Genomic DNA, 14,381 nt, shown 5'->3' with positions numbered 1-14,381 from the left:
GCGTTGCGCACCGAGGACGACACCGCCACCGTGTTGCCCTACATGAGCACCGCGTTCACCGACGCCAAATGGCTCAGCCCGCTAGGCATCAACTGCTACGGCTTCGCTCCGATGCTACTGCCCGACGACCTGGACTTCACCGCACTCTTTCACGGCGTCGACGAACGCGTCCCGGTCGACGCTCTCGAGTTTGGGGTCAAAGTCTTAGAGCAGCTCCTGAAGAGCTACTAACGCCGATGTCATCGCAGGTCACTTCATGACATCAGGCTCAGAAACGTGCTGGCTCAAACGTTGCGGCACACGCAAACTCGATACCACGTAGCGGGCACCGGAGGCCGCACTCACGTTCCGGTCACATCGCCCATCTCGCGTCGGCGACAATGTGATTCGGCGTTGCCCTCACGGGGGTTACCGAGCGCGTCCGGCAATCCGACGGGCGTACCACGCACTGGCAGTCTCAGCGGTCGGACCGGCCCAGCGCCTCGGTCGTCGACGATCTAGAGCCAGGGCGCGCCGGCAACTGCCAGCCTTAATCCGCCGCGTCCCACGTCATGGTGCGTTGATCGTGGCGGCTGATCCACGAAGCTTGGAAATTCTCATTTACATGTCCAATTGGACATCAGGTGGACATTTCACTTGAGAATGGGACATCAAACTTGAGAAGCCACACACCCTGTGGCTTCTCAAGTTTCGTGTCCACACGCGGCTTGCTGACCTGCGCGGTCAGCGACGTTCTCAGTCGATGTCCATGTCTTAGATTTTCACTTCCCTGTCCACTACTTTCAACGCCACCATTTGCCATTTAGGAGCCTTGCTTGGCGGGACTGCTTCGGACATGGTTACTTGATGGCGTTGCGTCACCGTGACGTGCGAGCGCACCCGGTTCCGTGACTACCCCAGAGCCGTTGCGTCGCGGTGATGTTCAGGTCTGTGACGCAACTATCTTCACTGCCGCCCTGTGGGGGCGTGGGTGGCCGGCCGGATAGTGAACAACTCGCCGCTGACTTCGGGCCACTGGCTAGTGGAATCATTTTGGCGCACGGCGTACTCACCGACCCAGCAGCGTTCATCATCTGGATTGATCCATATCGCACCACTTGCCGAGATCGTCACCGCGGGGGTAGGGAACACCGGACCCGCAACCCTTCCCAGTGCCTCCCGCAGCTGAAACAGCGTGACCGAGGGCAGTTTGGGCAACATGGCGGCGACCAATTCGTCGGACAGTCGATCGTTGTGAAACGCGGCGATCGCACCGTCGATGCCAAACTCGCTATTCGTGATCGCATTGTGAGAGCGGCCCTTCGCGGCGTGGATGGTCACACGGATGCCGAACTTTGCGTCCGCCTCCAGCGCGCAGTCGCGCGAAACGGAGACCACTTGTCGCGCGTTGGCCTCACGTAGGGCGAACCACACCGGTCGTGCCGTGTCCGACCCGACAGCTATACGGCGCGGGACTCGTGTCCAGCTGGCCAGCGTCCGGTCCGGCTCCCACACCGTCCACATGCCGCCGACTGTGTACCGGTAGTAGTGCAGGTGGCCGCTCGACAGCTCAATGGGAACGGGAGGCGGTTTCAGGGCGCCGGTGTTGCGCTCGAAGCGCAATGTGGTGAACGCGCGTGGGATCGCTTCCACCATATTGGTGAACAAGCTGTTTTCTGCGTCACCCGCGCCTGCAGAGAGGGGGCTCGTGGTGCTGTAGCTCGTTCCGAGGGCCGCGCCAGTTGTGACGTTGAGGTTCGAGAAAGCCTGTTTTGCCTCGTGTTTGAGCGCTCGTTGCCATTCACTGCGGGATTCATCACCGTGCTGGATACGTTTCCCTGACCAGATTTGGAGGGTCGTGTCGTCGGATCGGATCACGTAGTGGTTCACGGCTGCTTGATGAATGCGTCGTCGGTTTGCTCGCGGTTCACGGTGTGTCCCGTCGTCCTGTCCAGGGGCGTGCATTCACGGGTGCAAACATAGGTCACCCGGTCGGCGGGTGCTCGGGATTCGATAAGCGATGAAACAGGAAGTGCAGTCCGCAGATGACCTCGTCGCGCGGTCGAGACCCCGAGGTGCACTCCTCAGGGCTGGCGATGCGGGCGCGGAACCTGGCCTGCCGCAGTCTGTTTCAGAAAGTCTCTCGGTGGGCACTCCAGGGCGCCGACCACTTTTGCGCGCATCCCGTTATATGCATCGCTTCCGGTGAATAGGAACTTGCGTGCACCTTGCTCACGTGCATCGGGCTTCGACTGTGCCAAAAGCGTCATCCAGTGCGCCTCGGTGCAGTCGCTGCGCACGACATAAGTGGCATGCTCGCCCGCCAGCGGACTGATCGCGACCGCATGATCTCCACAGCCATTGGCGGACTTGATGGTTAAGACCACATAGTGGTTGTTGAAACCATCCGACGACGCCGTTCCTTCGTGCCACTCGCACCGGTCGACACCGAAGTGCTTCTCGATCTCCTCCAACACCGCGACCCGCTGTTCGTCGACCTGGTGGCCGCGATAGAGCCCTGAGGATCGCAGGCCGACGAGAAACGTCCGCAGCTGCTCGCCGCGGGGTAGCACCACGAACGCCATTCCGTCGCTCACCCGGCGTGCAGTCTTCACGGTGGAGACGACGTCTCGAAATTGCTGCAGGAAGTCATACCGTCCCGACTGCAGGGCGACCAGTTCTGTAAGCGCCTGGCGGAAAAACTGGCCGAGCGGTGCTTCGGGGGCGGTCAAAAGCGTTTCGACGTTCGCAACGAGCTCGTTGAGTCGCGCGATCGCGAACTCCAGCGACGTGCTGGTCTCCACAAGCTGCTCTGGTGCTGGCGGCCGAATCCGGTCGAGCATCGACCACAGGCGCTGGTCGCAGTCCGGGCTCGCGATCACGAGAACAACAGCGCGTCGTAGAAAGTCATAGGCTTCCCGCGCCCGGCGCTGCTCATCGGCTATCGAACGTCCAATGTCGTCGGCATCGGCGAGGTCGCTGAACTCGGCTTCGATCACACGTTTCACCAGCAGTGGCTGTTCAAGGACTGGACCATGGGCGTTGGTGATCAGGTCGACAAGCCGCTTCTCGCTGTCGACGACCTGCGCCATCACTGCCAGGTCGTGATGAGCCGTTCGCGACGAAATGTCCGAGTACGCGCGGCGGTGGGCCGCGGCGTACTGCCATGCGAGATAGCCGTAGCCGCCACCACCGTCGGGGATGAAGCCCTGCACACCCGCCCCGACTTCATCGCGATCGTCTTGTCTGGCGTCGACGTTCACGATGAGGTCGATGACGCTCTCGGCATCCACACCGTCTACTTCCGGTAGAACGATGTCGACCCGCGGGCGAGGGCGACTGACCTCGACCGGCGGCATGACCGATACGGATTCGCCGTCGAGCCGATGCACTGGTCCATCACCCTTGCGAAACTGTCGCCTGGCCACATACTCACCGGGGTAGCGCTCTAAGTCTTCCGCGACGACATCGCGCAGCTTCTCCCACGAAACCCCGTATCGGGCTACACATTCGGAATAGAGCCTGTTGATCGCCGCCTGGCTCTGTCCGGAAGCGGAGGCTTGCCGAAAGCGCTTGCAGACACTCGCCGTCTGACCGGACGTGAGACTCCGGGCCGGGGGCCGCACGTCGTGCGGCCTTGACATTGCCCGTCCGATTGGACTGGTTGTGACGGGATTCGCTGGGTTTTTCGCCTGGTAGTTTTCACGCAGACGACGGGCGACTGGGCGCTCGACTGTGGAGCTCGCCGACTTAACGAACAAACCCTGCTCGCTCAGCCACATCAGCACTTCCTTGGACGTCACGCCTAGCTCTTTGGCCAGCTCATGCACTCGCGGCTTGCCGCTCACCGCCAACCCTCCCGACCTTGGTCATCACCGGCGTCACTGCTGCTCTGACGCTACTAGCACCCACCGACGTTGTGGTCCGTCCTAAGGGGGCAGCCATTTGTGTCGCAAATTAGGTGCACAATTGTCTAAGTCGAGCAATAGCCACACAGCCGTGCGGCGGATCCTGATCGATAAGTGCCCGGACACGTTTGACGCAGCGGAGCTCCACTGCCACGCGGCGCGCGAAGCGTGCTGAGGTGGCCAACATTCGCGGTCCCCGCGCTCCCGTGCCCGTCGGGTATTTGGTGAATATTGCAAACGAAGCTGCCGAGTTCTTCTCGCGGGACCGAAAAATGCATGCCAAAATGCTCGCTAAATATGCCAAGCCCGACCCCCCGAATTCCTTGCTGCCGTTCACGATGAACGACTTCTTCCTCTACCTTCAACAACGCGGTTTCGCGCACGCTCAGTCTCAAGGCACGATCATTGCGCAGTTACTCAACCGCATGGTGGATGCCCGCATGATTACCGATCACGGACAGCAACCCGGTTACGACATATTTGGTCACCGGCTCTTCACCGACAACGCTCAGTTGATGACGCGATCTCAAGCAGATGGTTACCTCTGGCTCGCCGAACCACCCGGTGCCGGGTTGATCAAACCGGCCTACGGCTCTGTGACCGTGCCCATTGCTGGCTATTCCAAGACAACTGGTGACGAGAGCGTGGGCAGCGGATTAGTTCTTGACGAATTTCACGTGTTGACGAACGCGCACGTAATAAACGACATGGACCTGAAAGAGGAGATCGAACATTCGACGGTAACGCCGCCAGCGGGACCGCCCCTGCTGCGCGAGGGGCCGGGTGTGCGCGTCGTCTCGTGCGAGGCCCACCCCCAGATCGATATCGCGGTGATCACAGTGCAACCAGCTGCCGGCCAGCGGGGGCTGCCGGTACTCGACGGCGTCGCCTTCCGCGCTCCCACATGGCCCGACGAGACGTACGTATTCGGCTACCCTCCCATCGCGAGGTGCGCACTCCCGCAGATGGTGTGCGAGCGAGGCGAGGTGGTGAACGAAACTATCAACGACTATTCAACCGCTGAGGAGTTCTTCGTCTACTCGGCAACCACTCGACCTGGCAACAGCGGCGGCCCGATCGTGGCCCAGGACGGTCGGGTGATCGGCGTCGTCGCGCAAGACGTCCGCGCTGAGGGAAGCAGCGCCGACTCGTTCTATCGCGGCGTACCTGGCCACGTCGTCGTCGAGGCACTGACCTCTATGGGCTTCGGGAACCTGGTCACTCTAGAGGATTGGTTCTAAGCCGGACATCGTGTGGACATTTGGCTTGAGAATTGGACATAAAACTCAAGAAGCCACAACGACGCTTCTTCTTCCGCGGATAACACTCGAACACGAAGTCTTCGCGATGGTGAACTGTCGAAGCACTTTCAGTGAGGATGTCGCCAATGTCAGAACCATTGCGCAAGCTGGGTATTGGCGAGCAGCTCTCGGCCCACCGTCTCCTGAACGATTCTCTGCCGTGCGGCGAGGACTTCGACCACAGCATCGGCAAGCGAAGTGTCAAGCCACTGGCAGATCCATCCGGCGAGCGTCGGATCAGGATTGCGGGAGTTCGTGTCGTTGCGGCACTCGCCCATGTCGAGGGTCAGTTGATACAGGCCGCTCGTCGCGAGCAGCGGCGGTAATCCAAGGGCGGCGGCCCGGGTGGTCGCCGAGCGGGCGATCCGGAACCCGCCGACGTCGATATCACCGAAGTAGTAGAGCCGTGGTGGCCGGGCGGACTCGGCGGCCAGTGCGGCAAGCCGGGTGGCGACGCCGTTGCCGGAGCCCCAGATGATGTGGCCGTCGAACCCAAGTTCCCGTGCGCGGCCGCCCAACGAGTGGTAGGTGGTGTAGTTCTCCACGATGAGCCAGTCACCGGTCCCATAGGTGAAGCGTTCCACAGTGGGCCAGCAGAGATAGGTCTGCAGTAGATCCAAGGTCAGTCGCCCCGGCTCGAATAGTGGGCCGGAAACCCTTGTTTCCAATAGCTTCTCGTCGCCGAAGATCTCGAGTGAGCGTTCCCTTAGGGGCACGGCGATACCGCGGCGCCGCGACAGTCAGGTATTGATGGTCGTCAAGAACCGCTGATCCGATCCCGTCAGCTTCCCTTCATCGAACAAGGCTGCAGCCCAACGTAGTTCGGCATGCCACACGGGCGCAGTCGGGGCGGGACGTGCCGTCCGGGGGGCCGCTGCCCGGGTCACATACAGGGGCAAGGCTGGCAGGGCCGCGATGTCTTGTTTCGTCTTGGGCAGCGTGACGCGACCACTGGTCTCGAGATGGTCGATCGCCGCCTTGATCCGGGCTCTCCAGCCGACAGTGGCTGCGCCGGTCCGGTCCACTGCCGCTCCGGCTTTGAGCAGTTCGGAGAGGGGGACGCGGCGAGTCCTGTGGGCCTCGATGGCGCTCCACAGTGCGTCCGCCAACATGGTTTCAGGGCTCACGACGCACCGATGACACCGCATCTAGGACTTGGCGCGACGTTTCGTCGTCCGCGGTCACGTAGGCGCGACCGGCGCGGGTGGTCGAGGGACGCTTGTGCATCGCCGCGATTCTCGGGAAGGTCGTGACCGCCCCGAGGTCGCCGATGCCCGTCCAGTAAACAAGTTGCACACCATTGGCTTTCGCGACTTTGCGCTGCAATTCCAGGAACGGTAGATAGTTGGCCTTGCCGACCGGATTGTCCAGCGGCAGGACCCCGCCGGAGGAAGTGATCCTGTCCTCGGTGCGCTTCTCCGCCCGCAGCCGCGCCATCACGCAGAACAGCACCAGGGACGCCGTGAGGTTCTCACCCCCGGACCACTTGCGCATGTCGGCCACCGGTGTGCGCGTCGTGGACTGCTCGGGTGAGGGTTTGAGAACGGTGGCCTTGAAGCCTTCGGGGACCGCGGCATCGGTGGCCCGCCATAGTAGTTCGGCCGGGTCTTGTTCGACGGCGCGGCCGCTGACCATGGTGTCGATGAGGTCGCTGAGGTCGCTGACGCGCAGCGTGATCTGCTCACGAGTGGGGGTTGTTGCGTGGTGAGACGTCGAGGAACCGTTGGTGGTCCCACGCCCCGATACCCCTCGGGCATCTCCGAAAGCGACGACGCCCGCCGCAGCACCGTCAGAGCGTCCACTACCAGGTCGGTCATCTTGTTCCCGATGTTGGCCTTGGTCTCTTCGACCTGCTTGAGCTGCTCGCCAATCTGCATGGCCCGCAGTCGGAGGTCATCGACCAGGCTTTCGGCGTTCTCGGCGACACGTTTGATGCGGGCCTTGTCGCGCAGCATCTCCCGCAGCCGACGCACCGCATGGCCGTGTTCGTCCTCGGCGAGGTGGACGAATCTGTCGTCGCTCGCCCACCGGCCCAGCTCCTCGGCGGAGGCCTCGAAGTCCTCGTCGCTTGGGCGTGCAGGGTGCCGGCGTACTCGAAGTCGCCGTGAACTGCGGTCACGATCGCCCGCACAGCGTCGTCATCGGCCGGCAACGTCAGGTCGACCGTTTCGGCGGTGGCCTCCACCTTGTCCAGCCGGGAGGCCTGATCGGCGAGGGTCTTCGAACGCGCCGTCTGGGCGCCCATGGTGGCTTCGTCGGCCTTGAGTTCCTGTTCGCGTCGCCACCGCTGCTCCTCGAGCTCAACAGAGGCGTTGGTGGCGTCGGCGGCGAGGGTCTCGGCGTGGGGCCGGTCTGTTGGCTCCACAGGTTCGAAGTCCTTACGGCTGTGCCGGCCCCCGAGATTGCGCACGGCGTCCTGCAAGACCAACTCTGCGGCGTTGAGTTCGCCCTTGGCTGCGCCGTGTGCCATTTTGGCTTGTGTGGCTAGTGTTGCGGCGCGCTGCCGAGCAACCACTCGGGAGCCCGGATCGGCAGCGTCGGTAGACGCGGCAAGTTCCAATGCCCGTGTCCGAACGGGCTCGGGATGGCCTTCCCATTGACGCGCCGCAGTCTGCACTTCGCGTTCGGCCGCCTTGACGGCGTAGCGCAGCACATCCTCGGGGAACTGTTGGTGCAACTGCTGTTCGGCTGCCTCGCGTGCGGCCCGCGCCTCGGGCTGTGACATAGCGGCGGGTTGGGGTGGCGGGAGGGTTTCCAGTTCCGCGCGCCAGTCGATTCGTCGTTGATCCACCTGCCCACGGTGGACCATCATGTCCGCCTTGGCGGCTTCAGCAGTTCTGCGTTGCTCCCGAGCGCGGGCGAGTTGTCGGTCTGCGGCGGCGAATTCGATCGGTATTTGTTGGAGTCGCTGCGGGGAGGGGACGACGACATCGAGCTCTGTCACTGCCAGCTCGGCGACAGTCGGCAACGCCTCTTCCGCCCGCACCACACGCATTCGCTCCTGGTGAAGCTCGGCGGCGATGGCCTTGACTTCCTCGACGAGATCCCGCCGTAGCTGCTTGGTGACGGCGGCACGGTCGCGTGCCTGTTGCAGTGCACCAGCGCTGGCGTCTGCTCTGGCGCGGAGGCCGTCGATGCCGTCGGTAGGCACATCTTGCGCGAACGCCGTGATCTTCGATAGCAAGGCGTCATCGGCACGCCGCTGTACGTCCACGGTGTCGCGACGCTCGACCATCTGGCCGTAGGCCTCGGTGCGAGTGGTCAGTTCCACCGCGGCCGCCGCCGTGTCGTGCATCGCCACCGCCGGACCGAGTGTGAACTGCGGAGTGGGGTGACCCTCGAACACGCTAGCCGCGGACAACACCACGACATCGTCCACGGGTGTGCGGATTTGGGCGGCCACCGCGGCGAGGTCGTCGGTGTAAACGATCACGCCATCCACGGCGGCCGGCAGCTCGGCGATCGCTGTCGCGTGTTCTTCGGGGGGTATGTGCTGAGCAAGGTAGCGCCATCCCGGCACCGCCGTGACATTGGCCGCGGACAGTTCATCGACGATCTGCTGCACCTGCAGGCGCGGCGGCAACAGGCCGTCGGTCTTCAACGAGTGCAACGCCCGCTGACTGGCGGCGATGCCTTGGTTGAGTTCGAACGTCTCCCGCTCCCCGCTGGCTCTGGCGTGCTCCAAAGCTGCGCTGACGTCAGCGGATTCACGCCCCAGATCGACTTCGGCGGTCTGCATCAGTGCCCGCACCCGCGGATTGTCGGCCAGCGCCGATGCTCGACCCACCAGGCCCTTCAGCTGACCATCGAGTTGCCGATGTTCCAGATCGGCGGCGGTCACCGCCTGCTGGTCGTCCTCGTAGCGCGCCGCCACGGCTTCGCCTTCGGCTTCCTTCTCAACGTGACGTTGCTGCAGGCGCTCCGCAGCAGCATGGGCCTCCCCGGCAAGCCACCCCCAACCGAAGTTCGGCGGCGGCCAACGATTCCTCGGCGGCTAAGACGCGGTCCAAGCAGACCTTGCTGACCTTGGCGACGCAGCAGGGCGCCGTAGGGCTTGAGCAGTGCGACCTGCTCCGCGGGATAGCCGCCATCCTGCGCACTGACCTCGTCACCTTGGCGCCGTTCCCGCTGGCGCGTACGTCTGCCGTCATCGCGGCGAAGGCGTGGTACGTCCTCACCGCGGGGTCCAAGGAGGAGCGGCTGCGGCGGTTCTTGAACGAGGAGCTGGCGGCGCTGTACGGCCTACCGTTCCCGTCGGGCGATGAAGAAGCGGTTGCCGAACGCGACGCCCGCGCCGCCGACTACCTGGCTGTCGGCGCCACGGCGGGACTCGAAGCGGTCTACCGCAAGATGCCCCGGGCGTGGGACGCCCCGATCCTCGCCCGCGCGGGTCGGGGGCTCGACGACGCGCCGCCGTCGGAGACGCAGCTGGTGAAGGACTTCTACCAGGCGTCGGGGTTGCAGGAGGACGAGCTGGCGGGGCTGCCATACTCGTTGCTGTCCGCGCCGACGCACGGGCGTTTCCGGCAGGCGGGGCTCGTCACCTATGCGTCCGCCGGCCCGTCGGTGGGAGGTGTGTCGACAGCGGCGATGCACGTGACGCTGGGGGTCACCGCGCAGACCACGATGTACGCGGCGATCGCGATGCGCACCTATCTCTGCGCGCTCGCGCGGTACACCGCCGTGCCCGAGACAGTGGTGCTCGGCCGCCTGCAGGGACCGACCGCGGAGTGGTCGGCGATTGCGCAGCAGGTGACTGAGCGGCCGCAGGACGACAAGTAGCCGGACACTACGCCGCCCGCCCCCTGTAGTGGGACCGCGGGAAACTGACGTTTCCTAAACTCGGCGGTCGTCTTCCGCGTCGTTCGGCAGCTCATCGAGAGCCCAGAACACGCCGGCAAGGAAGGCCCCCAGGCGAGCGTCGTAGTCGTTGTGAACTCGGTAGTCGTCGGGAATCGGATCGAGCGGGTTTAGGCCGAGTGCTTCGTAGACGTACGCATGAGCTTTGGCTGTAGCCGCGGCTGTGTGGTCGATGTAGCTCACCGTGATGCTCCTTACGTATGCGATCGCATAACGCATTATTCAGCGCGAGCAGCTGCGTTCGAATTACAGGCGTAAGCGTGGAGGCAGAGCGCTACGCGACCTGGCGACCCACATCCTCCTGGCGGATCAGCCACGCTCCTGATACCGGCGAATCCGCCCCGGCTCGGGACCGCCTCCTGCTGCCGGCGGGTGATCCGCACCTGCGTGGCCTGGCGGGGTACGCGGTGTCGGGGCGGGACGAATACCCGTCGGTCGGCTACGGCACCGGGAGATGCCGGCCCCCCGGGGAAACTAGGTTGACAGCACGCACGCCAACCTGTCCGATCGCGTCGGTGTTTTGTCATTGACATAGCCCGCGCATGAGGACGTTGGATTCGATCCACTGCCAAGGCTCGTTGTCTTCGATGGGCTAATAGCGGTGATAGCCGGAGAGCAAGTGATCGGCGTGAGAACCAGGAACTCGAGCTGCTGGCCGAGCTCAGCATCGGACGCTACCGCGCCACGGTGCCCGAAGGGATGCCTTGCTATGGCAAGTTACCAGCGAAGCGCGGGCGTAACCCGATTTCAAAGATGCGAATCTTAGTGATTTGCAACAGAATTGCCTATCGCGGCAATGTATCTTGCCGAGGAAAAGTTCTATGCGCCGAGAAGCGTTCCACCACAGGAGATATCGGTACGGCGGGTACACGTGCGTCCCGGGGCCTCGAATGGGTCAGCGGCTGCGTCGACCGCAAGTTCGGTGTGCGGAAGACCACAACGGCACGTCGCCAAGAACCCATCGGGACTCGTTGAGACTTCCGATGCGGATATTGCCGTCGTCTATCAAGTGCTTTCAAACTCAACTCGGAGACAAGGTGAGTGTTTGCTGGCGGCCGACACTGAGTCTCCCTTTCCATTGGACGTCGTCTCTCAATGCACGTACGGCAGCTTCATGTCGCGCTCTACACCCGGCCACATTCGTTCCTCCTGTCCAGCCAAGCCCAGAATCGATCAATAGGGGACCCGACTCAGCCGCACTCCTTGAGTCGAAAGTTTTTGTACAGAGCCGATTTCGCTACTTCAGGGCTAAGTGCGGAGCGATGATCCTTGCGATCGCATTCGTTTCCTTGAGGGACCCTTCAGAAACCTGTCCCCATTCGGTGCCGCCCTCAGGCAACGTACCTGCGACGTGGAAATGGACGTGCGGAATTGTTTGATGGGCGGGGGTGCCATTGTTTTGCCATACGACGCTGCCTGGCCGAGAGTAGGCGTCACTGATCGCCTGCGCTGCCGCCTTCACGCCGACTGCAAGCGCTGCGATTTCATAGTCAGACAAGTCCAAAATGGTCGGCCGGTGCGCCACTGGGACGACGAGCAGATGCGGCAGGCCACGCTGCTCGCGCGTCACAAGTACCGCGATGCGTTCGGTGCGCGCGGCGATTGTGAACGGCCTGCGTTCGGCTAGGTAGTCGCAGAACGCGCATGCGGTCGTCTTAGGTACGTCGATTGCGGAGTCTTCGGTCATGACGGTTTCAGCGAGGTTAAAAACGCTTGCAGTTCAAGACGATCCAGCTTCTCGTAGTCTTCGGGGCGTAGCACGATGCGTAGTTCGTTGCACACACGGCCTTTTCGAGAAGCAAACATGAACGACAGGATCGTGAACCGCAGGGAGTCCTGGTTCGGCACGATGCTCGACAGCCGCGACATACCTCCTCCGATTACTGGCATGCAGATTGTGCCGCCATTCGCCGAGCGCGCGATCGACGCCCACAGCGAGTTGAGGCTGACCCAAAGTCCATCGGGTGTGCCCTGGGCGTTGTTGTTCTGGTCCATCTCGGTGTACGCGACGAAATAGAGGTGTCTCGTTGGGTGGTCAAGAACAGCCACCGTTCCCAGCGGATAACGGGTGGTCTTGCCGTCCTTCGGGATAGAACCGACAGGTGTCGCTTGGCTGAGCGCGGCGTCCAGATCAGCGTCGAGTCGGGTGACATCGTTGTTATACAAGCGTTCCAAGGCAATTCCTTGGAGGCTGTCGCGGGCGATGATGTGGGGCGTCGCGGTGTCGAATGTGTCACAGGTGCCGATTACCAGGTGTCCTTGTTCGGCGAACAGGTCGCCCTTCACGATCCGGATAGTGGTGTTGGGGATGTCGTAGGTCTCCTCGATTGGGCGGGGCCACGACCACCAGATTGTGAGCGGCAGCCCAATTGCGCAAAGCACGATAAGCAGGTAGCCCCACCAGACATATTCTGTGAGGTCGAAAACCCAGTCCGCAATCTGGCCCGCCGACGCAATGAGCCCGATCCAGGCGAGAAACCGGGTCGCGATCCGCTGCAGGAACCGACTGGTGGTGAGATCGCTGCGCAGCGCAGCACTCACAAGCCGAGATTCGCGTAGATGTCTGATTCGTAGTAATGGGGCCCACGGTTGCCCGACGTCGCGAACGCCGGCACGTAGCCGTCCAGCGCTAACTTGATGACGGCTGGCTGGAAGGAGACCGAGATGGTGTAGTAGTTGGCATCTAGCAAGGGTTGGGGAATCAGTGACGTCTCAATTGTTCGCTGCTGGTTGAGGTTCGCGACAACGATCGGTAAATTGAACTCGATCGCGACTTTGATCTCATGAGCTAGGAACGACGATCCGTCGCCGCCCTTTCGCCTCCCGGTTGCGCTGCCGAGCAACACGATCTGCTTCGCGTTCTTCATGCGCTCGCGCAGATTTCGCTTGATTGTCTCCGGTGCGCTCGTGTCGCGTGCGCGATAGAGATCGTGGGCGTCGAAGAAGTCGAAGTCGATGTGCTGGTTGTCCCGCCAAGCTTCCATGAGCCAGTAGTAGCGGATGTCCTCGCTGGCGAACGCCACGTAGGTCTTGTTCCGGTAACTCAAATGCCTGCCCCTCCGTCACCTAGTCGGTACATCTTGATGCGTCCTCGCCCCGGCGGCCCATGAGGTCATGAATTCTCACTTTCATGTCCAATTGGACATCAGGTGGACATTTCATTTGCGAATTGGACATCGAGTTTGAGAACCTACAGCCGCAAGCCTCTAGTGCGCCATGTTGGTGAACCGCGACAAATGCAGTTGGTGCGCAACGGTAATCGTCTTCGTCGGACCGGCGCGGTGCTTGGCGATGATCAGGTCCGCCTCACCGCCGCGCGGGTCGTCACGCTCGAACGCGTCCGGCCGGTGCAGAAGTATAACCATGTCCGCATCTTGCTCGATCGAGCCCGATTCACGCAGGTCAGACAGCATTGGCTTCTTATCGGTGCGCTGTTCCGGACCGCGGTTCAGCTGGCTCATCGCCACGACGGGCACTCCGAGCTCCTTGGCTAAAAGCTTGATTTGCCTTGAGAACTCGGACACTTCCTGCTGGCGGGACTCGACCTTCTTGCCCGACGTCATCAGCTGCAGGTAGTCGACGACGATCAGTCGCAGGTCGGCCTTCTGGTGTAGCCGCCGTGCCTTCGCGCGGATCTCCATCATCGTCAAGTTCGGCGAGTCGTCGATGTAGAGCGGCGCCTCGCTGATCTCACTCATCCGCCGCGCCAGGCGCGTCCAGTCATCGTCGCTCATGCGTCCGGACCGCATGTCGGCGAGCTTGATCTTCGCCTCGGCCGACAACAGGCGCATGACGATCTCGGACTTGCTCATCTCCAATGAGAAGATGACGCTGGACATCCGGTGCTTGATCGAGCACGACCGCAGGAAATCCAGGCCCAGCGTCGAATTGTGGGTCGGCACCATCGCGCGGCTCGCCAGGTACATGTGGCTGACGTTGTCGACCTCGACACAACGCACCGGCACGCCTTCAACACGACGGACGTCGACTATGAATCTTGACCCGGACCGTACGGTGTTGGCGGCAGCACGACGTTCCTTGTGCAGCAATGACTTTCGGTGCAGACCAAAGACCTCGTCCTCAGTGGCGAACGTCAGCGTGTAAGCCACCGATGACGCTTCGCTACGCTTCACCCTCCTCGTCGAGGTCTGGCAGCGATAGCCCAGGCTGACGACCAGTTCGGCGACGTCGGCTGCCAGCCGCGGGTCGGTGACCGAGAACTGCACGGAGCCGCCGCCAGTCACCGTTCCGTCCGTGTCTAGTAGGCCAGCCAACAGGGACCGCCGTTGTGTCTCGGACGCGCGCAGATACTCGATGGGGATGTGTTTGTTGC

At 62.6% G+C, this 14,381-nt stretch carries 12 protein-coding genes and 2 pseudogenes; 3 read left to right on the top strand and 11 right to left on the bottom strand.

From position 1 onward, the window contains the following. Positions 1 to 231: pseudogene (locus tag ACRDUX_RS17595) on the top strand (M20/M25/M40 family metallo-hydrolase); the annotation flags it as partial. A 714-nt stretch (positions 232 to 945) separates the two neighbouring features. Here the strand turns inward: ACRDUX_RS17595 and ACRDUX_RS17590 are convergent. Both ACRDUX_RS17590 and ACRDUX_RS17585 read right to left on the bottom strand, forming a co-directional pair. Then, positions 946 to 1,869 carry a hypothetical protein gene (locus ACRDUX_RS17590; protein WP_526415301.1) on the bottom strand — a complete coding sequence of 308 codons (924 nt, stop codon included), beginning with the start codon at positions 1,867 to 1,869 and terminating at the stop codon, positions 946 to 948. A 1,787-nt stretch (positions 1,870 to 3,656) separates the two neighbouring features. Next, positions 3,657 to 3,827: pseudogene (locus ACRDUX_RS17585) on the bottom strand (translation initiation factor IF-2 N-terminal domain-containing protein); the annotation flags it as partial. A 236-nt stretch (positions 3,828 to 4,063) separates the two neighbouring features. On the opposite strand from ACRDUX_RS17585, the gene ACRDUX_RS17580 reads away from it, so the two are divergent. Continuing rightward, positions 4,064 to 5,128 (top strand): trypsin-like peptidase domain-containing protein, encoded by a 1,065-nt coding sequence (locus ACRDUX_RS17580; RefSeq protein ID WP_526415300.1) that lies wholly within the window; start codon positions 4,064 to 4,066, stop codon positions 5,126 to 5,128. A 149-nt stretch (positions 5,129 to 5,277) separates the two neighbouring features. Here ACRDUX_RS17580 and ACRDUX_RS17575 read toward each other — a convergent pair whose 3' ends face one another. The 4 genes from ACRDUX_RS17575 to ACRDUX_RS17560 form a co-directional block, all read right to left on the bottom strand. Then, positions 5,278 to 5,904 (bottom strand): Wadjet anti-phage system protein JetD domain-containing protein, encoded by a 627-nt coding sequence (locus tag ACRDUX_RS17575; RefSeq protein ID WP_526415299.1) that lies wholly within the window; start codon positions 5,902 to 5,904, stop codon positions 5,278 to 5,280. Positions 5,905 to 5,928: 24 nt separating this feature from the next. Further along, positions 5,929 to 6,315, bottom strand: a complete 387-nt coding sequence (locus ACRDUX_RS17570) for a hypothetical protein (RefSeq protein WP_526415298.1) — start codon at positions 6,313 to 6,315, stop codon at positions 5,929 to 5,931. Beyond that, entirely contained in the window at positions 6,305 to 6,823 is a 519-nt protein-coding gene (locus ACRDUX_RS17565) for a hypothetical protein (RefSeq protein WP_526415297.1), read from the bottom strand. The genes ACRDUX_RS17570 and ACRDUX_RS17565 overlap by 11 nt, the downstream gene beginning before the upstream one ends. A gap of 178 nt (positions 6,824 to 7,001) precedes the next feature. Next, positions 7,002 to 9,062, bottom strand: coding sequence for a hypothetical protein (locus ACRDUX_RS17560; RefSeq protein ID WP_526415296.1), 2,061 nt, complete (start codon positions 9,060 to 9,062; stop codon positions 7,002 to 7,004). 152 nt (positions 9,063 to 9,214) lie between these two features. On the opposite strand from ACRDUX_RS17560, the gene ACRDUX_RS17555 reads away from it, so the two are divergent. Next, positions 9,215 to 9,970, top strand: coding sequence for a hypothetical protein (locus tag ACRDUX_RS17555; RefSeq protein ID WP_526415295.1), 756 nt, complete (start codon positions 9,215 to 9,217; stop codon positions 9,968 to 9,970). 54 nt (positions 9,971 to 10,024) lie between these two features. Here the strand turns inward: ACRDUX_RS17555 and ACRDUX_RS17550 are convergent, their stop codons facing one another. The 5 genes from ACRDUX_RS17550 to ACRDUX_RS17530 form a co-directional block, all read right to left on the bottom strand. Further along, a complete protein-coding gene (locus tag ACRDUX_RS17550) occupies positions 10,025 to 10,231 on the bottom strand; it encodes a hypothetical protein (protein ID WP_526415294.1) in 207 nt (68 codons plus the stop codon). A 1,054-nt stretch (positions 10,232 to 11,285) separates the two neighbouring features. Next, positions 11,286 to 11,735, bottom strand: coding sequence for an HIT family protein (locus tag ACRDUX_RS17545; RefSeq protein ID WP_526415293.1), 450 nt, complete (start codon positions 11,733 to 11,735; stop codon positions 11,286 to 11,288). Then, positions 11,732 to 12,589 (bottom strand): macro domain-containing protein, encoded by an 858-nt coding sequence (locus ACRDUX_RS17540; protein WP_526415292.1) that lies wholly within the window; start codon positions 12,587 to 12,589, stop codon positions 11,732 to 11,734. Before ACRDUX_RS17540 ends, ACRDUX_RS17545 begins: the two co-directional genes overlap by 4 nt. Continuing rightward, positions 12,586 to 13,071, bottom strand: coding sequence for a TIR domain-containing protein (locus tag ACRDUX_RS17535; RefSeq protein WP_526415291.1), 486 nt, complete (start codon positions 13,069 to 13,071; stop codon positions 12,586 to 12,588). The genes ACRDUX_RS17540 and ACRDUX_RS17535 overlap by 4 nt, the downstream gene beginning before the upstream one ends. 183 nt (positions 13,072 to 13,254) lie before the next feature. Continuing rightward, a partial coding sequence (locus ACRDUX_RS17530) for a replicative DNA helicase (protein WP_526415290.1) occupies positions 13,255 to 14,381 on the bottom strand: 1,127 nt, incomplete at its 5' end.

The sequence above is a fragment of the Mycobacterium sp. genome (genome assembly GCF_050701675.1).
GTDB lineage: Bacteria > Actinomycetota > Actinomycetes > Mycobacteriales > Mycobacteriaceae > Mycobacterium.
Note: the sequence above shows the minus strand (reverse complement) of the source record. Positions and strands in the feature narration are given on the sequence as shown.

Bases quoted from the DNA above. Each gene is read 5' to 3' on its own strand.
- ACRDUX_RS17565 (WP_526415297.1), bottom strand. From the start codon at position 6,823: ATGGTCAGCGGCCGCGCCGTCGAACAAGACCCGGCCGAACTACTATGG.
- ACRDUX_RS17545 (WP_526415293.1), bottom strand. From the start codon at position 11,735: ATGACCGAAGACTCCGCAATCGACGTACCTAAGACGACCGCATGCGCG.